Origin of the sequence: Bacillus sp. NMCC46 (assembly GCF_002998465.1) — a bacterium.
In the GTDB taxonomy this organism is placed as follows: Bacteria; Bacillota; Bacilli; order Bacillales; family Bacillaceae; genus Bacillus.
This window is the reverse complement of record NZ_PVQZ01000011.1, coordinates 1-18548: the sequence shown is the minus strand read 5'-3', so window position 1 is coordinate 18548 and position 18548 is coordinate 1. Positions and strand designations below refer to the sequence as shown.

The window sequence follows — 18548 nt, the reverse complement described above, 5'->3', positions numbered from 1 at the left end:
ATCAGGTTGATAGGTCTGAGGTGGAAGCGTGGTGACACGTGGAGCTGACAGATACTAATAGATCGAGGACTTAACCTATATTCTAATGTGAAGCATGAACATTGTTATCTAGTTTTGAGAGAACATTCTCTCCATCAGGTTTGGTGGCGATAGCGAAGAGGTCACACCCGTTCCCATACCGAACACGGAAGTTAAGCTCTTCAGCGCCGATGGTAGTTGGGGGTCTCCCCCTGTGAGAGTAGGACGCCGCCAAGCTTTTCTAAGGATCAGTTCCATACGGAACTGGTCTTTTTTGTGTTTTCTTCTAACAGCATCATGATATAAGCTGGGAACTTCTCTTCGGCAATCTCCATGTAGCGTTCAATCATGACGTAATCATCACTAATGTATTGAGACAGCAGCTCGTACCACCATTCAGTTTCGTAGCGGGAAATCATACTGAGGTTATACATTAATAAGTAATGGCTGATGATCTCAGGAATCCCTAAAAATGAATCACGAGTTGACGGAATAAACCATTGATCCATTTCTAAATCATAATGAAGATGAGTAGCGAGCGCTGGATTTTCTTCTAGAGCTACATCAAACGTCAGCTTTTTGGCTTCTCTTTGCTTGAGTTTCCAACTTGTATGGAACTCAAAGTATTCAATAAAGCGTTCAGCAGACATGTTATAAAGCAATGGAATATGATCTTGAATCATCATCCCATTAACCTTTTCCACTTTAACTAATGTCGAGGGCTGCTTTTGAAACTCCAGAATATGACTCATTTCAGGTATCTTTGAAAGGAGATGAATCATCGTAAATCGCTCATCTTCAAGACCATTTAAATGAAATAGATGCTTTAACACATGCATGCATAGTCCATTTCGCTGAATTTTCACTTCATCTTCACTAAAGCGGTAATGCTGTTTCTTTCTCTTTCTCGATGTTACGCCATGGGCCAAAACAGAGGTTTGAGAAGGATAGTGAGGATCAACTGTCAGTAAACATGCCTTTAGCAACTGAGCCATTCCATAAAACAATAAAATCGGCTTCAGTTCGAGTGGAGCGATAGCTGCCTGTTCATAGAACGTATGGCCATGCTTTAAAAAGTAAATAAACCGTTCACAGTTTTTATAGGCTTGCTGGTTTGCATCTTGAATGCTTCGTTTCTCATATTGTTGATATAGAAACTTTTGGGAAGTTTCGAGTGAGTAAAAACGTTTTAAATCCTTCCATCCTGAACTTTTCATCTTCTTCCTCAACTCTCTTTATATTTTCTAAAAATTGCAACTGTTTGTTGCTTCCTTGACATGCTGTTTCCTAGTTGATAATCTACATATAATATTTTGCCGAAAAGAGGGGGATTTACTAATGTGGGAAAGTAAATTTTCAAAAGAAGGTTTGACGTTTGACGATGTTTTGCTTGTTCCAGCTAAGTCTGAAGTACTTCCGCGTGATGTCGATTTATCAGTTGAGTTAACAAGCACATTAAAACTAAACATTCCAATTATCAGTGCAGGAATGGACACGGTGACGGAATCACAAATGGCGATTGCAATGGCACGTCAAGGTGGTCTTGGTATCATTCATAAGAACATGTCTATTGAGCAACAAGCAGAACAAGTGGATAAAGTAAAACGTTCAGAGCGCGGCGTTATTACAAATCCATTCTTCTTAACACCTGAGCATCAAGTATTTGATGCAGAGCACCTAATGGGTAAATACCGTATTTCAGGTGTACCGATTGTAAATAACGAAGAAGATCAAAAGCTTGTTGGTATTATTACGAACCGTGACCTTCGTTTTATTTCGGATTATTCAATGAAGATTAGCGACGTGATGACAAAAGAGGAACTTGTGACAGCTTCTGTAGGTACGACGTTAGAAGAAGCTGAAAAAATCCTACAGCAATATAAAATTGAAAAATTACCTCTTTTAGATGACGAAGGAACGTTAAAAGGTCTCATCACCATCAAAGATATTGAAAAAGTGATCGAATTCCCTAACTCCTCTAAAGATGCACATGGCCGTTTAATTGTTGGTGCCGCTGTTGGTGTCACTGGCGATACAATGACTCGTGTGAGAAAATTAGTCGAAGCCAATGTGGATGTCGTTGTCATTGATACTGCACATGGTCATTCACAAGGTGTTCTAAACACTGTATCGAAAATCCGTGAAACGTATCCTTCTCTTAATATCATTGCTGGTAATGTTGCAACAGCCGAAGCAACTAAAGCATTATTTGAAGCAGGAGCAGATATTGTGAAAGTCGGTATCGGACCAGGGTCTATTTGTACAACACGTGTTGTTGCAGGTGTTGGTGTACCACAAATCACAGCAATCTATGACTGTGCAACAGAAGCAAGAAAACATGGTAAAGCTATTATTGCAGATGGTGGAATTAAATATTCAGGTGATATCGTAAAAGCTCTAGCATCTGGTGGACATGCTGTTATGCTTGGAAGCCTTCTAGCTGGTACATCTGAAAGCCCAGGAGACACAGAAATTTTCCAAGGTAGACGCTTCAAAGTTTATCGCGGTATGGGTTCAGTCGCTGCAATGGAAAAAGGAAGTAAAGATCGTTACTTCCAAGAAGATAATAAAAAATTCGTTCCAGAAGGTATTGAAGGCCGTACACCGTACAAAGGACCAGTCGTTGATACAGTGTATCAACTAGTTGGCGGTATCCGTTCTGGTATGGGCTATTGTGGAACACAGGACTTACGCTCACTTAGAGAAGACGCACAGTTCATTCGCATGACTGGTGCAGGACTTCGTGAGAGTCATCCACATGATGTACAAATTACAAAAGAATCACCAAACTACACAATTTCTTGATAAATTGTGACAATCAAATTACATTTGACAGGGTCTATGACTCTGTCTATTTTTTTTGTCTTTATTGTGATAAAATTTATACTGTTGTGTTGAAATAAGCCCTTGTGGATTAAATATATATGAAATACGTCGAAAAAAGATGAATACGGAGGTATGACGATTGAACAGCAAGATGTTGAAACAGCTTATGGTCTCTATCCTTGCACTGGCATTGATTGTGACAGCATTTACACCAATGTCCAAAGCAAAAGCAGCTGAAGATCCATTCAATGTGAATGCGAAAGCAGCAATCCTAATTGAAGCTTCTACAGGTAAAATTCTTTATAGTAAAAACGCAGAACAAAGACTGCCTATTGCAAGTATGGCAAAGATGATGACAGAGTATCTATTACTAGAGGCGATTGCCGAAGGCAAAGTGAAATGGGATCAAACGTATACGCCAGATGATTATGTATACGAAATTTCTCAGGACCGCAGTTTATCAAACGTTCCTTTGAGAAAAGATGGCTCGTATACAGTGAAAGAACTTTATCAAGCAACGGCTATTTATTCGGCAAATGCAGCAGCGATTGGCTTAGCAGAAGTGATCGCTGGATCAGAATCGAAGTTCGTTGAAAAAATGAACGCAAAAGCGAAAGAACTTGGTTTAACTAACTACAAATTCGTGAATGCAACTGGACTAGAAAATAAAGATTTACATGGCAAACAGCCAAAAGGTACAGGCCCTGATGAAGAAAGTGAAGTATCTGCGAAAGATATGGCATTGCTTGCACAGCATCTCATCAAAGACCATCCAGAAATTCTTGAAACATCAAGTATCGCGAAAACAAAGTTCAGAGAAGGCACAGACGATGAAATGGACATGCCTAACTGGAACTTCATGCTTAAAGGACTTGTGAAGGAATATGAAGGTGTAGACGGTCTGAAGACAGGCTCTACGGATTCAGCTGGTTCTAGCTTCACAGGTACCGCAAAACAAGGTGACATGCGTGTCATCGCTGTGATCTTGAATGCAAAAGGTAATCTTCATACAGCACGTTTCGACGTGGCGAAAAAACTGTTCGACTATGCATTTAAAAACTTCACGATGAAAGAAATGTACAAAAAAGGTCAACAGATCAAAGGACATGTAAACATCGAAGTCGATAAAGGCAAAGACAAAGAAGTACCTGTCGTCACGAAAGAAGCTTTCTCTGTGCCAATAAAAAATGGCGACGAAAAGAGCTTTAAAGCAAAAGTAAATATCGAGAAAAAGAAACTAGAAGCTCCTATTAAAAAAGGAACGAAGGTTGGCATGCTGACGACTTCTTATTCTGGTGATGAGAAGGACTACGGCTATTTGAATAAAGATCAATCAGGTGTTGAGCTTATAACGAAAACAGGCGATGAAAAAGCAAACTGGTTCATCCTTGCAATGCGTAGTGTAGGTGGATTCTTCGCTGGCATTTGGGGCGGAATCGTTGACACAGTAAAAGGTTGGTTCTAATAAAAAACTGCTCTCTATGCATAGAGAGCAGTTTTTTTATCGTTAAAAGAAAAGTGATTGTTTTTGATTTTGAGGAGTGGACAAGGCTTGCTGAAAAATACCACATAACTTTTCCACGCCCTCGGTCAGTGCCTTTTCATTCACATAAGAAAAGCTGAGGCGGATATAGTTTTGCTTCGGCTCTCCAGGATAGCACACAGAGCCAGGCAGAAAGGTAATTTGCTGCTTACGTGCCTCATGCAGCAGTGCACGTGTATCGACCCAGGAAGGAAAGCTAAGCCATAAATTGAGCCCGCCCTGAGGGATTTGCCACGTCACATCTTTTGGTGCATGCTTCGTTAATACATCTATCATTAAATCACGTCTCACCTTCAAGGCGGTTCTCAGCTTTTTCGTATGATCAATCATCTTCTTCGAAGTCAGAAATGGCAGAATGGCTTTTTGTGTGAGAAGAGGGCTGCCTAAATCATTATTGGCCTTTGCAGCTAATAAACGATTAAATATCGAGCCTGAGGCGGTGATAATCCCAATTCTGCATCCTGGAGCCAGTGTTTTACTTAATCCTCGCAAATAAATGACGTGTCCATCATGATCAAGACTTTTGATAGGTGCTGGCGGCTTCTTTTCGAAATAAAGCTCACGATAAGGATCATCCTCTACAATGAGACAATCAATACTTTGAGCCAGTAAGAGAAGTTGTTTTCTGCGTTTCATTGACATACTGGCCCCTGTCGGACTGTGAAAAGTAGGAATCGTGTAGATGAGCTTTGGTTTATATTTATCACAAATGCTTTGAAGCTGCTTCATGTTCATGCCTTCATGATCAACAGGGACTGTAATAATTCTTGCCCCTCTGCCCATAAAGACATCAATGGCGCCTGGATAAGTCGGTGCTTCCATGACAACTACATCATCAGGACCGATAAACGCACGTGCGACCAAATCAAGCCCTTGCTGAGAACCACTAGTTACAAGGATATTTTCAGGAGTAGAAGGCACACCCAGCTTTTCTAAAAAAGACTGAATGACTTGCCTAAGCTGAAGATCCCCTTGAATTTCCCCATACTTCGACATGATTTGAGGATGTCTGGCTAGTACGTGCTGCATTTCTTTTTCTAAATACCGGTTTGGCAAAAGCCCTGGATCAATCATAGAGGAAGAAAGGTTGATCGCTTCTTCGACATAGTGATACTGAGCAAATTGAGACCGAGGTAAATAATCCGGAATGGATAACTGCCAATCAAAAGAGGTAGATGATGGAACCGGAATATCTGACTGCTTTTGCAGCTCATCCACAAACGTCCCTTTACCTTGCACAGTCGTTAAATATCCGTCGTCCTTCAGCCGTGTGTATGCCTTTGCTGCCGTGACAAGACTCACATTCAGCTGCTTTGCTAAATCACGTACAGTTGGCAGCTTATCTCCCTGCTGAAGCAAACCCGATTGGATATGATCAATGATCGAAAAGTAAATCTGATTCGAAAGAGATGTATCAGAATGTCGATGGATATCAATATGCATGAGAAACCTCCATTGAGTGCAAAATTGTTATACATGAATTTGAATTGTTATAGTTGCATTATAGCATGTAAATCACACTTCAAAGAAAAAACGACTTATTTTTAGCCAGAAATCGTTTATATACAAGGGTTTAGGCTTTTTTGTAGGCTGATTGAATTGTTATACTATTCTCTTTATTGTTATACTGTCTCGCTTGTATGATAAAGAGGTAAATCAATCGAATTGACAAATGGGAGGAAACTATTGTGAGCAATAAGGGAACTGAACGAGTGAAACGTGGAATGGCAGAAATGCAAAAGGGTGGCGTCATTATGGATGTCGTCAATGCTGAGCAGGCAAAGATCGCAGAAGAAGCAGGTGCGGTGGCAGTTATGGCACTAGAACGAGTACCAGCTGATATCCGTGCAGCCGGCGGTGTAGCCCGTATGGCAGACCCAAGAATCGTAGAGGAAGTACAAAATGCAGTAACGATTCCAGTCATGGCAAAAGCACGTATCGGCCACATTGTCGAGGCTCGTGTCCTTGAAGCACTTGGTGTTGATTATATCGATGAGAGTGAAGTGCTGACGCCCGCAGATGAGGAATTCCATTTAAATAAAAATGAATACACAGTACCTTTTGTCTGTGGTTGCCGTGACTTAGGTGAAGCAACCCGCCGTATCGCAGAAGGCGCTTCGATGCTTCGTACGAAAGGGGAACCTGGGACAGGCAACATTGTAGAAGCTGTCCGTCATATGAGAAAGGTCAATGCTCAGATTCGTAAAGTAGCAGCAATGAGTGAAGATGAACTGATGACAGAAGCCAAGAACCTAGGAGCACCTTATGAATTATTGCTTCAAATCAAAAAAGACGGAAAGCTCCCAGTTGTTAACTTTGCAGCTGGAGGCGTTGCGACACCAGCAGATGCTGCGTTAATGATGCAGCTTGGAGCAGACGGTGTATTTGTTGGATCTGGTATTTTTAAATCAGACAATCCGGCGAAATTTGCAAAAGCGATTGTTGAAGCAACGACTCACTTCACAGATTACCGTCTCATTGCAGAACTTTCAAAAGAGCTTGGAACAGCCATGAAAGGAATTGAAATCTCAAATCTACTGCCAGAAGAGCGTATGCAAGAGCGTGGCTGGTAATTAAGGGAGCGCAAACGAACATGCTAACAATTGGTGTACTAGGGCTTCAAGGAGCCGTGAGAGAGCATATTCAATCGATTGAAGCCTGCGATGCAGAAGGTAAGATCATTAAACGAGCAGAAGAGCTAGCATCCGTTGACGGTCTTATTATCCCTGGTGGAGAAAGCACGACGATGAGGAGACTCATGGATACGTACCAATTCATTGAACCGATTAAAGCGTTCGCTGCAGAAGGGAAACCGATTTTCGGGACATGTGCCGGTTTGATTATGCTCGCAAAACATATTGAAGATCGAGAAGATGCCCATCTTGGATTGTTAAATGTATCAGTTGCACGGAATTCATTTGGCAGACAGGTAGACAGCTTTGAAGCAGATATAGAAGTAAAAGGGCTGGATGCGCCGTTTACAGGGGTGTTCATCCGTGCGCCTCATATCATCAGCGCAGATGTGAGCGTAGAAATCATGGCTGAATATGATGGCAGGATTGTGATGGCGAAAGAAAACAATATCTTAGGCTGTTCTTTTCATCCAGAGCTGACAGACGATCATCGGTTAACACAGCTGTTTGTTGAAATGGTGAAGTCTTACAAAACGAAGCTCGCTGTATAAAACGGTTGAAAAGAGATAAAACTTATAGTACATTAAAATCACAATCAAAGATCGAAAAAGCGTTGACGGGAAATAGTAAGAAGCCCCTCTTTCTCAGAGAGCCGATGGTTGGTGCGAATCGGTGAAAGATGCAGTCTGAATCCATCCTTGAGCGAAATGCTGAAACACGAGAAGTAAGCATTTACGGTGATACCGTTACAGAGGAAAGAGGAAAGCATGCTTCTGCATGTTTTCAATCAGGGTGGCAACGCGAGAGCTCTCGTCCCTTTCATGGGATGAGGGCTCTTTTTATTTTTCGATAAAAAAAGGAGTGTTACACATGCTGGATATTAAACAACTGCGCACGGACTTTGATCAAATTAAAGAAAAATTAGCACACCGAGGCGAAGATTTAGCAGATTTTGATAAGTTTGGTGAACTGGATCAAAAAAGAAGAGAACTAATCGGGAAAACAGAAGAATTAAAGAGCCGAAGAAATGAAGTATCACAGCAAGTGGCCGTTCTAAAAAGAGAAAAGAAAGATGCCGATCACATTATTCAAGAAATGCGTGAGGTAGGAGATGAGATTAAAAAGCTGGATGATGAGCTAAGAACAGTAGAAGAAAGCTTGCAGCACATCCTCTTCTCTATTCCGAATATCCCTCATGACACTGTACCGGTTGGGGAAACAGAAGATGACAACGTGGAAGTGAGAAAATGGGGCGAACAGCCGGCCTTCTCATTTGAGCCAAAACCACATTGGGATGTAGCGGATGAGCTAAACATTCTTGATTTTGAACGCGCAGGAAAAGTCACAGGAAGCCGATTCGTTTTTTATAAAGGGCTTGGCGCACGCTTAGAGCGCGCACTATATAACTTTATGCTCGATTTACATGTCGATGAGTTTGGTTTTACTGAAGTGCTCCCACCTTACATGGTCAATAGAGCTAGCATGACAGGGACTGGGCAGCTGCCAAAATTCGAAGAGGATGCCTTTAAAATCCGTGAAGAAGATTATTTCCTCATTCCAACAGCTGAAGTACCTATTACTAACATGCACCGTGATGAAATTCTTGAAGGGGAACAGCTACCAATCAATTATGCAGCATTCAGTGCTTGCTTTAGATCAGAGGCTGGATCTGCCGGAAGAGATACACGCGGACTCATCCGTCAGCATCAATTTAATAAGGTAGAGCTTGTGAAATTTGTTAGACCTGAAAATTCTTATGAAGAATTAGAGAAACTAACAAATCAAGCAGAAAAAGTCCTTCAGCTATTAAACCTGCCATACCGTGTCATGAGCATGTGTACGGGAGATTTAGGCTTCACGGCTGCGAAGAAATACGACATCGAAGTATGGATTCCGAGCCAAGATACGTATCGTGAAATTTCTTCTTGCAGTAACTTCGAAGCATTCCAAGCAAGACGCGCAAACATTCGATTCCGTCCAGAGCCTAAAGCGAAGCCAGAGCATGTCCACACGTTAAATGGATCTGGTTTAGCAGTAGGAAGAACCGTGGCGGCCATTTTAGAAAACTATCAACAAGAGGACGGCACAGTAATTATTCCTGAAGTACTGCGTCCTTATATGGGAAATAAAGAAGTGATGAAATAAGATGCCGCTATGGTATCTTATTTCTTTTTACCAAAAGTCCTACAGTTTTCCTAAATTTAGCCGATAAAAAAATAAAAGCTTCTAGGAAAGAAGGAATAACCTTGAATAGGCTTGACTATTATGTTGAAATGGCTCAATTAATTAGAAAAGTTCTAGATGAAAGTATTCTTTTCGGCATCACTGATACAGAGAAGGTGCTTTGTTACTACCCGTCTAACACAATAGATTTTGGCGTGAAAGTTGGGGACCTATTGAACCCAGAAGACCAAAACGTGGCGACGACATTAAGAGGACAAGAATATGACGGTCATTTACCAGAGTCTTTATATGGTTATGAAATTGCTGTAAAAGGTTACCCGATTTTTGATGAAGATAGAAAAGTAATTGGCTCTTTTTTAGTGGCATTTTCACATCATCGTGAAAAGAAATTAAGCGGTTATATGGAGCATATCAATGATGTAGCGAAAGAACTCCAAGGTGGAATCGAGCAAATTGCTGCGCATTCACAAGAGCTGGCTGCCACAAGTTTAGAAATAAGCGAACAGGCAGGAAGAGCGGAAGAGAAATCTGCAAATATTGAAGAAGTCGTCAAAACCATTGGCGGGATCGCTAGACAAACAAACTTGCTAGGTCTAAATGCTGCAATTGAAGCAGCAAGAGCAGGCGAGAATGGAAAAGGGTTTGCTGTCGTAGCTGATGAAGTTCGTAAATTATCAGATGGCTCAAAGGAAGCGGCAGAAACCATTAATACCTTCTTAAAGGAAATCCAAGACAGTATTAGCACTTTGTCTGAAAACATCTCACAAATCAGCAGCTCAACAAATGAACAAGCCAAACAAGTGACAGACTTTACGAAAATTATTGAATCATTAAATGAGTTTAAAGAAGAGATGAATCAGTTTATTGAAGAGATTAGACAGGATACAAAATAGATCAAGAGCAGCCGTTAATGGCTGCTTTTTTATGGGCAGATTCTCATACCAAAACAACTTATTGAAATTTTTTTCGAAAAGATGTTGACTTGAATTAAAATGATATGGTATATTAATTCTTGTCGATACGGAGGAATACCCAAGTCCGGCTGAAGGGATCGGTCTTGAAAACCGACAGGGGTGTCAAAGCCCGCGGGGGTTCGAATCCCTCTTCCTCCGCCATATTGATTTTTTACCTTAGTTGAATTGAAACGCAAGCATAAAAATTGGAATTGTCAAACCGCTGCATTCGCGAAATGCAGCGGTTTTTTTTATTTTGTTTTAGAGCGATTTTTTTGTATAACAGAAGCAATTTCATGAAGAATGGGTTCAAGTGAGCTTTCATCATGAAGTAAGTCGTAATCTTCAATGTTAATTTTAATCACTGGGCATAAATCGAATTGTTCGATCCATTCCGTATATCGAGTGTACATTTCTTCCCAATAGGCTCGATCAGTTTGAGTTTCCATCTCTCTGCCGCGTTCTTCAATACGATTCAAAATATGATCTAAATCCCCGTGTAAATAGATGAGAACATCAGGGTGAGGGAAGTAAGGTGTCATCACCATCGCTTCGAATAGACTCGTATACGTTTCATAATCTACTTCAGACATCGTACCTTTGTCCGCATGCATTTTCGCGAAAATGCCTGTGTCCTCATAAATTGAACGATCTTGCACATATCCTCCACCAGATTCAAAAATCCGCTTTTGCTCCTTAAAACGCTCAGCTAGGAAATAGACCTGTAAATGGAAGCTCCATCTTTGGAAATCTGAATAAAAGGGCTCTAAGTATGGGTTATCATCTACTTTTTCAAGAGAGGTTTTAAAGCCTAGCTTGTCCGCTATCGTTTTAGTCATAGTTGATTTTCCGACACCAACAGTCCCGGCGATTGTGATCACTGCATCCTTTGGTATTTCGATATTGTTCATAGTACTTGCTCCTTTATGTTCTGTACAATTTGCTGGTAATCTTGCTGTGAGGAAACGAAGTCTGTATGATCTCCTTCAATTGTAATGATAGGAAGCCCTGGGTCAGTCTGTTTTAAATGTTCAATGGCCAGCTCATAATCTTCAATGAGTGTTTTTAAATAAGCTGGGTCGATGTCTTCTTCAAAAGAGCGTCCTCTCATCTGTATTCTTTCAAGTAAGGTAGGAAGGCTGGCTTTTATATAGATTATGGCATTTGGTTTAGGCAGATCATCTGTTAGCAGGTGATAGATCTTTCTGTATTTGTCCATGTGCTTTTTTGATAATGTTCTTTCTGCAAATATCATATTTTTATAGACATGATAATCAGTGACAATCGGCTGCTGTTGACTCACATAGTTTTCTTCAATAGATTCTAACTGTTTGACCCGATTGCATAAAAAGAACATCTCAAGCTGAAAGCTCCATTGTTCCATATCTTCATAAAATTTATCTAAGAATGGATTTTCTTCTACAATCTCTTTTACTAAAGGAAATTGAAATTCCTTCGCAAGCATTGTAGCCAAAGTTGTTTTTCCGGCTCCAATTGGGCCTTCCACTGCAATAAAAGGGGCAGGATACATAGGCGTTCTCCTCTATCTATAAAGTTGTCAAACCAATGTATATTGTACCATACCCCTTCCGAGAGATAGAGCGAATGGGTTACGATGTCGTTCTTTTTTCAATATTAAATTGATCTGATAATAAGAGCCAATTTTGTGGGAAGGATAGACCTAATTTCCAATAAGCAATTCCGTTCAAGTTTAACTCTTTGATGAGATTGAACTTTGCTTGAATCGATCTAGCGTCTTCGAACCATACCTCATGCTCTTTATTAGTGGCATCTGTGTAACGAAAATAAGGTGCTTGTGCTGTTTCGTCGTATAGAATGGAGGCATTATTATTTCTAGCAATGGCAATCGCTTGTTGAGGACTGACGGCTTTAGCAATGGGGCCGCCCTGGACGTAAGGAAGCGTCCAATCATAGCCATATAAATTCTGCCCCATAACAATTTTATTGGCCGACATGACGGTCAGTGCATATTCAATGACTTGGCGGACAGGTCCAATGGGAGAGACAGCTTGCGCAGGGCCGCCGCTGTATCCCCATTCATAGGTCATTAACACAACATGATCGACGATCTTCCCAATGGCTTCATAGTCATGAGCTTCATACCATTTTCCCTTTTGCTGACTGCTTGTTTTAGGGGCAAGTGCAACAGAAATTGTCCATCCTTCTTGATGGAAGCGGGTTGTTGCCTCTCTTAAAAATTGAATGTAAGCATCTTTATCAGCGGGACGTAAATATTCAAAATCAAAATGGATTTCTTTTAATTGATACTTTTTAGCAACACGAACGATTTCATTTAAAAATGTGGCTTTGACAGATTGATTATTCAAAAGAATTCGCCCAAGTTCATCACTGAATTTATCATTCTCTAGGTTTGTCACTACCATGGATAAAACGGTTCTGCTCTGAGCGGCTATTTGAGGTAGCTGATCTAACGGTGGTTCTTTCAGTGTTCCGTCTCTTTGTGCTTGGAAACTAAAGGCGCCTAAATGGGTTAAATATGGAGAGGCCTCTCTAGCTGCTTGTTTTAAGTTTTCACTGACTTGATTTCCCCTTGGTTCAATGTAAGCATTCGAATTAATGTTCCTTTTCGGTCTTTGAGGAATATAGAGCAAGAAGCGAATAGGTAGTATCGCTTCAGGCCGAATTCTATTCACACGTGCCAACTCCTCCACTGAAATTCGAAATCGTCTTCCAATTTGATAAAGTGTGTCATTTTGTTTGACCTCATAAAATTGTCCTCTAATTGGAATGACAATTGTTTGTCCAATGACAAGTTGATTTGGTGTTTCAATATCGTTGGTACGGATGATTTCATTGACTGTTGTTTTAAAGCGCATGGCAATTTCGTTTAAAGTATCTCCTCTTTTGACAATATAAATTTGAATAGTCAACGCCCCCTTTGTTATTGCTAACAATTTATGAGGGTTATGGATAAATCATGTTTGATTTTCATTCGTGATCTCTTTAGCAGTGGTGATTTTTGCTAGTAGAACGTTCTCCATCATCGTTAAAGCATATTCGTTATCTCTGTCGTCATTTGATGCGATACAATCTTTAGGTACAATTAGATTGTATTCTCGCATGTATGCGTCATTTGCAGTGAACAGAACGCAAATGTTTCCTGCAATCCCAGTCAAAATGATGTCTTGTACACCTAATTCATTTAAGAGTGTCTCTAGTGCAGTTCCATAGAAGGCAGAATGCTTCGGTTTAATTAAGAAGTAATCATCTTTAGATGGTGCCATTTTCTCTAAAATAGGGGCGCTTCTTTCGTTTTTGCATGTTTCCATCACAGCTTGAATATCAGCCTTCCAGAGACCGTAGTGGTCGTTGATATAGATGATTGGCCAATTTTCCTTGAAAGCATGATCTTTAAGAGCTAAAATCTTATTGGTCATTTGCTCTGTTTTATTAGCGAGCACATGTCCCATTTCAAAATCAAAATTATTAATTATGTCGATAATAAGCAGTGCCTTTTGGTGCTTTGACAAAGTAAGACCCCCTTTAAAAGATTGTGCTAATATGTTAACCTCAATATCCTTTTAAAAAACATGAAAAGAGAGCCGTGCTATGACGAGAGATGAACAGTTTATGCAAGAAGCTATTTCTGAAGCCTTAAAAGCAGAACAAATAGGAGAAGTACCAATCGGTGCCATCATCGTTGTTGATGACCAAATTGTGAGCCGCGCTCATAATTTAAGGGAAACAGAGCAGCGTTCAATTGCACATGCAGAATTACTTGCTATTGATGAAGCGTGTAAAACGACTGGAAGCTGGCGTTTAGAAGATGCTGTACTTTATGTGACGCTTGAACCGTGTCCTATGTGTGCGGGAGCGATTGTCCTTTCTAGAGTGAAAAAGGTCGTTTTCGGTGCATACGATCCAAAAGGTGGATGTGCAGGTACTTTAATGAATTTACTGGATGATGAACGGTTCAATCATCAGTCTGAAGTCATTGGTGGTGTACTTGAAAATGAGTGCGGTGAGCTGTTAAGTCAGTTCTTCCGAAATCTCCGTCAGCGAAAGAAACAAGCCAAAAGTAAATGAATGGATGTCGTTTGCAATTTCAGCTATAAGAAGGTATACTTATGTATGCGTCACTAACAATTTAATATTCATTTTGCCGTGCTAAGCGGGGAGGTAGCGGTGCCCTGTACTCGCAATCCGCTCTAGCGAGGCCGAATCCCTTCTCAAGGTTCGTTTACTTCAAGGTCTGCCTTAAATAAGTGGTGTTGACGTCTGGGTCCTGCGCAATGGGAATTCATGAACCATGTCAGGTCCGGAAGGAAGCAGCATTAAGTGAAACCTCTCATGTGCCGCAGGGTTGCCTGGGCCGAGCTAACTGTTTAAGTAACGCTTGGGGTAGCGAATCGACAGAAGGTGCACGGTAAATCAATATTAAATGTAACTCATCTAGTTAATCTAGGTGAGTTTTTTGTTGCTGTTTAAAGAATAGCTCAGCTGCTTTGTTTATACAAATAGGCAAAAAACCTTTTTAGAGTCTTTTTGTTTTTTCATTAATCACAATAGGAACAAAAGTTCTCCATGGTGTTGCAGAACAATTCGAAAATCTAGAAAACACGTTTTTGATTCATAAAAAGTAGAAAATCTATAGTTGAAATCATCATTTTCGCTTATTAGAAAATAAAGGTGTGCTTTTGAATTGATCGGTGCATCATGTATAATGAAAATGATGATAAATGGAGGAGGGCGTATTTGTGAGTTATCAAGCTTTATATCGAGTGTTCAGACCTCAAGTTTTTGAGGATGTTGTTGGACAAGAACACATCACAAAAACGTTGCAAAATGCCCTTTTGCAGAAGAAGTTTTCTCATGCTTACTTATTTTCAGGTCCTAGAGGGACAGGTAAAACAAGTGCTGCCAAAATCTTTGCGAAGGCAGTGAACTGTGAAAAGTCACCTGTGAGTGAACCTTGTAATGAATGTGATGCCTGTAAAGGGATTACAAACGGCTCGATTTCAGACGTGATTGAAATAGATGCTGCCTCAAACAACGGGGTTGATGAAATCCGTGATATACGTGATAAAGTGAAATTTGCTCCTTCGGCGGTTACATATAAGGTTTATATTATAGATGAAGTACATATGCTCTCTATCGGGGCATTTAATGCCCTCCTTAAAACGTTAGAGGAGCCGCCTGCTCATTGTATCTTTATTTTGGCTACCACAGAGCCTCATAAGATTCCTCTTACCATCATATCCCGTTGTCAGAGATTTGATTTTAAACGAATCACGACAAAAGATATTGTTGGAAGAATGAAGAAAATTGTAGATGCAGAAAGCCTAAATGTACAAGAGGGCTCGCTCGAGATTATCGCTAGTGCAGCAGATGGCGGTATGCGTGATGCACTAAGCCTCTTAGATCAAGCGATCTCATTTAGTGGTGAGCAGCTGACAATTGATGATGCGCTGCTCATTACAGGAGCTGTTTCTCAGCATTTCATTAGTCAGCTAGCCGAAGCAATTTTTGATCAAAATATTGCTGTAGCGTTAGATACCTTAAATGAATTACTTCAGCAGGGGAAAGATGCTGCTAAATTAATAGAGGACATGATCTTTTACTTTAGAGATATGCTGCTTTATAAAACGGCACCGGATCTGGAGGGGGTCCTTGAAAAGGTAAAGGTCGATGAAAATTTCGTGACGCTTTCGGATCGTGTGACACCTCAATTTCTATATGAAACAATTGAAGTGCTGAATAAAAGCCACCAAGAAATGAAATGGACGAATCATCCAAGGATTTTCTTTGAGGTAGCTGTTGTCAAGCTATGTCAATCAACGGCTGGAATAACACAAGCTCATGCTAACGCTGATTTAACGGCGCTAACGGATAAAATAGACAGGTTGGAACAGGAGCTATCGAGGATAAGAGCTGAGGGTGTGCCAATGTCTCATTCTCATCATCCTCAAGAAAAAAAGGAAGCACCTCGACCACAAACGAGTAACAAAAATGGATACCGTGCACCTGTCGGCCGAATTCACGAGATTCTAAAAGAAGCAAAACGTCCAGAGTTAGAAAAAATTAAAGGCAAATGGGGAGAACTCCTTGCCCACTTGAAACAGCAGAATAAGGTGTCTCACGCTGCACTATTAACGGATAGTGAACCAGTTGCTGCTGCTTCTCATGCCTTTGTTTTAAAATTCAAGTTTGAAATACACTGTAAAATGGTTGCCGAAGATAAAAGCGGTGTTCGAACCAACCTTGAGCAGCTATTAGAGTCTATGTTAGGAAAAAGAGTGGAATTAGTTGGCGTTCCTGACGCTCAATGGGGTAAAATAAGAGAAGAATTTTTAAGAGATCATCAGCCGGATGAACAGGCAGATGGTCAGGGGACTTCTGCTGAAGAGGATCCATTGATTGCAGAAGCAAAGAAGTTAGTAGGAAACGATTTAATTGAAATTAAAGATTAATAAAAATGAAAGAGAGTGGTTTTCATATGCGCGGTGGAATGGGAAATATGCAAAAAATGATGAAACAAATGCAAAAAATGCAAAAGGATATGGCTAAGGCTCAAGAAGAGCTTGCTGAAAAAGTCCTTGAAGGTACAGCGGGTGGCGGTATGGTCACTGTAAAAGTAAATGGACAAAAAGAAGTTGTTGATGTAGCAATCAATGAAGAAGTTGTTGATCCAGAAGATATCGATATGCTTCAAGATCTTGTACTTGCAGCAACAAACGACGCATTGAAAAAAGTCGATGAGTTAACGAATGAAACAATGGGTCAATTCACAAAAGGAATGAACATGCCAGGTTTATTCTAGGAGGAATAACTGAAGATGCAATATCCTGAACCAATATCAAAGCTGATTGACAGCTTTATGAAATTGCCAGGAATCGGACCGAAAACTGCGGTTCGTCTGGCTTTTTTTGTTCTTAGTATGCAGGAAGATGTCGTACTAGATTTCGCGAAAGCGCTTGTTAATGCAAAGCGTAATTTAACTTATTGTTCGGTATGCGGCCATATCACAGACCAAGATCCTTGCTATATTTGTGAAGATACAAGAAGAGATCAATCTGTTATCTGTGTAGTGCAAGACCCAAAAGATGTGATCGCAATGGAAAAGATGAAAGAATACAACGGCTTATACCATGTGCTTCATGGTGCCATTTCACCGATGGACGGAATTGGCCCAGAGGATATTAAAATTCCTGACCTGTTAAAAAGATTGCAAGACGATCAAGTGACAGAGGTGATCCTTGCAACCAATCCAAACATTGAAGGAGAGGCTACAGCCATGTATATCTCTAGACTGTTGAAACCATCAGGAATTAAACTCTCTCGCATTGCTCACGGACTTCCAGTAGGTGGAGACTTAGAGTATGCGGATGAAGTCACACTGTCTAAAGCTCTAGAAGGCAGACGTGAGATGTAGGAAGGAGAAGTACGGTACATGGGTTTTCTTCGCAGAAAATCAATTCGAAAAGAATTCGATGAGAAATTAATTCAACAGCTTTTTAAGCAAAAGGAAGAATGGAACAGACAAAAAAAGCTTGTCGCAAATAGCGTTGAGCCTTCACCGGACATTCTATTCGAATTAAAGCTTGCTCAAGCGAAGTACTTTTTCTATCTAAGAGAAGCGAAAAAGAGGAATTTACGTTTAAACAACTGGAGATAGCAGGTCTATTTTACATAGTCCTCTCATATGCTTGTACTATTCATATGAAGAGGAGATGAGAGGATTATGGAACCTGTTATTGTGATCGGGTCAATTTTGCTAGCTGTACTATTGTTGTTTATGTCAGGTGTTCAAGCGAACCCCTTCAAATGGTTAGGGCTGATCGGAGTAAAGTTTGTGGCAGGTGCTCTTTTTTTATTTTGCCTCAATCTATTTGGAGAGAGTCTAGGATTACATGTCTCTATTAACCCTGTAACGAGTGGAATCAGTGGTTTATTGGGCATCCCAGGCGTAGCAGCTTTAGTCGTAATTGAAAAATTTATTATTTAATGAGAAATATTATTGACTTTGATCCTGTATGGTGGTAAATTAATATACGTCGCTGATGACGAAGAAACGAAAAAACATTATAACAAAAAAGTTGTTGACATTAACAATTTAAATATGGTATGATGTTCTAGTCGCTTCTGAAGCGGTAAACAAGTTCTTTGAAAACTAAACAAGACAAAACGTACCTGTTAATTCGAGTTTTTATAAAAAAATCCTATGAAATATCATAGGTAGTCAGTCAAACTGGCGAAAAACAAAACTTCGGTTTTGTACTTTTTCGGAGAGTTTGATCCTGGCTCAGGACGAACGCTGGCGGCGTGCCTAATACATGCAAGTCGAGCGGACAGAAGGGAGCTTGCTCCCGGATGTTAGCGGCGGACGGGTGAGTAACACGTGGGTAACCT

At 40.5% G+C, this 18548-nt stretch carries 17 protein-coding genes, 1 tRNA gene, 2 rRNA genes, 1 other RNA gene, 1 pseudogene and 1 other annotated feature; of the genes and pseudogenes, 16 read left to right on the top strand and 6 right to left on the bottom strand.

The genetic code is table 11. From position 1 onward, the window contains the following. The first annotated feature begins 139 nt into the window (after nt 1-139). Nucleotides 140-255 (top strand): 5S ribosomal RNA (gene rrf, locus C6Y01_RS18650). Between the two features lie 11 nt (nt 256-266). Here rrf and C6Y01_RS18645 read toward each other — a convergent pair. Beyond that, nucleotides 267-1235, bottom strand: a complete 969-nt coding sequence (locus C6Y01_RS18645; RefSeq protein WP_106038603.1) for a YaaC family protein — start codon at nt 1233-1235, stop codon at nt 267-269. A gap of 121 nt (nt 1236-1356) precedes the next feature. Here C6Y01_RS18645 and guaB point away from each other — a divergent pair, with 121 nt between their 5' ends. Then, entirely contained in the window at nt 1357-2823 is a 1467-nt protein-coding gene (gene guaB / locus C6Y01_RS18640; protein ID WP_034666116.1) for an IMP dehydrogenase, read from the top strand. A gap of 160 nt (nt 2824-2983) precedes the next feature. Next, complete coding sequence (locus tag C6Y01_RS18635) at nt 2984-4309, top strand: D-alanyl-D-alanine carboxypeptidase family protein (RefSeq protein WP_106038602.1); 1326 nt, start codon at nt 2984-2986, stop codon at nt 4307-4309. Nucleotides 4310-4351: 42 nt separating this feature from the next. Here C6Y01_RS18635 and pdxR read toward each other — a convergent pair whose 3' ends face one another. Continuing rightward, a complete protein-coding gene (pdxR, locus tag C6Y01_RS18630) occupies nt 4352-5830 on the bottom strand; it encodes a MocR-like pyridoxine biosynthesis transcription factor PdxR (protein WP_034666110.1) in 1479 nt (492 codons plus the stop codon). A gap of 245 nt (nt 5831-6075) precedes the next feature. Between pdxR and pdxS the strand changes: the two genes are divergently transcribed. The 5 genes and pseudogenes from pdxS (at nt 6076) to C6Y01_RS18605 (ending at nt 10319) form a co-directional block, all read left to right on the top strand. Next, on the top strand, nt 6076-6960 hold the full coding sequence (gene pdxS / locus C6Y01_RS18625; RefSeq protein ID WP_034666107.1) for a pyridoxal 5'-phosphate synthase lyase subunit PdxS: 885 nt from the start codon (nt 6076-6078) through the stop codon (nt 6958-6960). A 20-nt stretch (nt 6961-6980) separates the two neighbouring features. Beyond that, entirely contained in the window at nt 6981-7571 is a 591-nt protein-coding gene (gene pdxT, locus C6Y01_RS18620; RefSeq protein WP_095286291.1) for a pyridoxal 5'-phosphate synthase glutaminase subunit PdxT, read from the top strand. Nucleotides 7572-7624: 53 nt separating this feature from the next. Beyond that, nucleotides 7625-7841: a binding site (T-box leader), on the top strand. Between the two features lie 49 nt (nt 7842-7890). Beyond that, entirely contained in the window at nt 7891-9165 is a 1275-nt protein-coding gene (gene serS / locus C6Y01_RS18615) for a serine--tRNA ligase (RefSeq protein WP_106031973.1), read from the top strand. 599 nt (nt 9166-9764) lie between these two features. Further along, nucleotides 9765-10097 (top strand): annotated as a pseudogene (locus C6Y01_RS19460) (methyl-accepting chemotaxis protein); the annotation flags it as partial. A gap of 129 nt (nt 10098-10226) precedes the next feature. After that, a tRNA-Ser gene (locus C6Y01_RS18605) sits at nt 10227-10319 on the top strand. Nucleotides 10320-10408: 89 nt separating this feature from the next. Here C6Y01_RS18605 and C6Y01_RS18600 read toward each other — a convergent pair. From C6Y01_RS18600 to C6Y01_RS18585, 4 genes are all read right to left on the bottom strand, one after another. Continuing rightward, entirely contained in the window at nt 10409-11068 is a 660-nt protein-coding gene (locus C6Y01_RS18600; protein ID WP_034666097.1) for a deoxynucleoside kinase, read from the bottom strand. Continuing rightward, a complete protein-coding gene (locus C6Y01_RS18595) occupies nt 11065-11688 on the bottom strand; it encodes a deoxynucleoside kinase (protein ID WP_034666096.1) in 624 nt (207 codons plus the stop codon). The genes C6Y01_RS18600 and C6Y01_RS18595 overlap by 4 nt, the downstream gene beginning before the upstream one ends. 79 nt (nt 11689-11767) lie before the next feature. After that, nucleotides 11768-13051 (bottom strand): glycoside hydrolase family 18 protein, encoded by a 1284-nt coding sequence (locus tag C6Y01_RS18590; protein ID WP_223249966.1) that lies wholly within the window; start codon nt 13049-13051, stop codon nt 11768-11770. Nucleotides 13052-13114: 63 nt separating this feature from the next. After that, nucleotides 13115-13669 carry a cysteine hydrolase family protein gene (locus C6Y01_RS18585; protein WP_106038600.1) on the bottom strand — a complete coding sequence of 185 codons (555 nt, stop codon included), beginning with the start codon at nt 13667-13669 and terminating at the stop codon, nt 13115-13117. 79 nt (nt 13670-13748) lie between these two features. On the opposite strand from C6Y01_RS18585, the gene tadA reads away from it, so the two are divergent. From tadA to C6Y01_RS18545, 8 genes are all read left to right on the top strand, one after another. Next, on the top strand, nt 13749-14225 hold the full coding sequence (gene tadA, locus C6Y01_RS18580) for a tRNA adenosine(34) deaminase TadA (RefSeq protein ID WP_003218102.1): 477 nt from the start codon (nt 13749-13751) through the stop codon (nt 14223-14225). Nucleotides 14226-14301: 76 nt separating this feature from the next. Next, nucleotides 14302-14566: signal recognition particle sRNA large type (gene ffs, locus C6Y01_RS18575), an RNA gene on the top strand. A 330-nt stretch (nt 14567-14896) separates the two neighbouring features. Next, nucleotides 14897-16609: a DNA polymerase III subunit gamma/tau gene (gene dnaX, locus C6Y01_RS18570; RefSeq protein WP_034666087.1), complete on the top strand. Its 1713-nt coding sequence runs from the start codon at nt 14897-14899 to the stop codon at nt 16607-16609. 26 nt (nt 16610-16635) lie between these two features. Then, entirely contained in the window at nt 16636-16959 is a 324-nt protein-coding gene (locus C6Y01_RS18565; RefSeq protein ID WP_008342011.1) for a YbaB/EbfC family nucleoid-associated protein, read from the top strand. A 15-nt stretch (nt 16960-16974) separates the two neighbouring features. Further along, nucleotides 16975-17571 carry a recombination protein RecR gene (gene recR, locus C6Y01_RS18560; RefSeq protein ID WP_003218094.1) on the top strand — a complete coding sequence of 199 codons (597 nt, stop codon included), beginning with the start codon at nt 16975-16977 and terminating at the stop codon, nt 17569-17571. 18 nt (nt 17572-17589) lie between these two features. Beyond that, entirely contained in the window at nt 17590-17814 is a 225-nt protein-coding gene (locus C6Y01_RS18555; RefSeq protein ID WP_003218088.1) for a YaaL family protein, read from the top strand. 66 nt (nt 17815-17880) lie between these two features. Further along, nucleotides 17881-18144: a pro-sigmaK processing inhibitor BofA family protein gene (locus C6Y01_RS18550; RefSeq protein ID WP_008342006.1), complete on the top strand. Its 264-nt coding sequence runs from the start codon at nt 17881-17883 to the stop codon at nt 18142-18144. 274 nt (nt 18145-18418) lie between these two features. Next, nucleotides 18419-18548: ribosomal RNA gene (locus C6Y01_RS18545) — 16S ribosomal RNA — on the top strand; the annotation flags it as partial.

Coding starts and splice junctions, on each gene's coding strand:
- C6Y01_RS18645 (WP_106038603.1), bottom strand. CDS start 1,235: ATGAAAAGTTCAGGATGGAAGGATTTAAAACGTTTTTACTCACTCGAA.
- guaB (WP_034666116.1), top strand. CDS start 1,357: ATGTGGGAAAGTAAATTTTCAAAAGAAGGTTTGACGTTTGACGATGTT.
- pdxR (WP_034666110.1), bottom strand. CDS start 5,830: ATGCATATTGATATCCATCGACATTCTGATACATCTCTTTCGAATCAG.
- pdxT (WP_095286291.1), top strand. CDS start 6,981: ATGCTAACAATTGGTGTACTAGGGCTTCAAGGAGCCGTGAGAGAGCAT.
- serS (WP_106031973.1), top strand. CDS start 7,891: ATGCTGGATATTAAACAACTGCGCACGGACTTTGATCAAATTAAAGAA.
- C6Y01_RS18600 (WP_034666097.1), bottom strand. CDS start 11,068: ATGAACAATATCGAAATACCAAAGGATGCAGTGATCACAATCGCCGGG.
- C6Y01_RS18595 (WP_034666096.1), bottom strand. CDS start 11,688: ATGTATCCTGCCCCTTTTATTGCAGTGGAAGGCCCAATTGGAGCCGGA.
- tadA (WP_003218102.1), top strand. CDS start 13,749: ATGACGAGAGATGAACAGTTTATGCAAGAAGCTATTTCTGAAGCCTTA.
- C6Y01_RS18565 (WP_008342011.1), top strand. CDS start 16,636: ATGCGCGGTGGAATGGGAAATATGCAAAAAATGATGAAACAAATGCAA.
- recR (WP_003218094.1), top strand. CDS start 16,975: ATGCAATATCCTGAACCAATATCAAAGCTGATTGACAGCTTTATGAAA.
- C6Y01_RS18555 (WP_003218088.1), top strand. CDS start 17,590: ATGGGTTTTCTTCGCAGAAAATCAATTCGAAAAGAATTCGATGAGAAA.
- C6Y01_RS18550 (WP_008342006.1), top strand. CDS start 17,881: ATGGAACCTGTTATTGTGATCGGGTCAATTTTGCTAGCTGTACTATTG.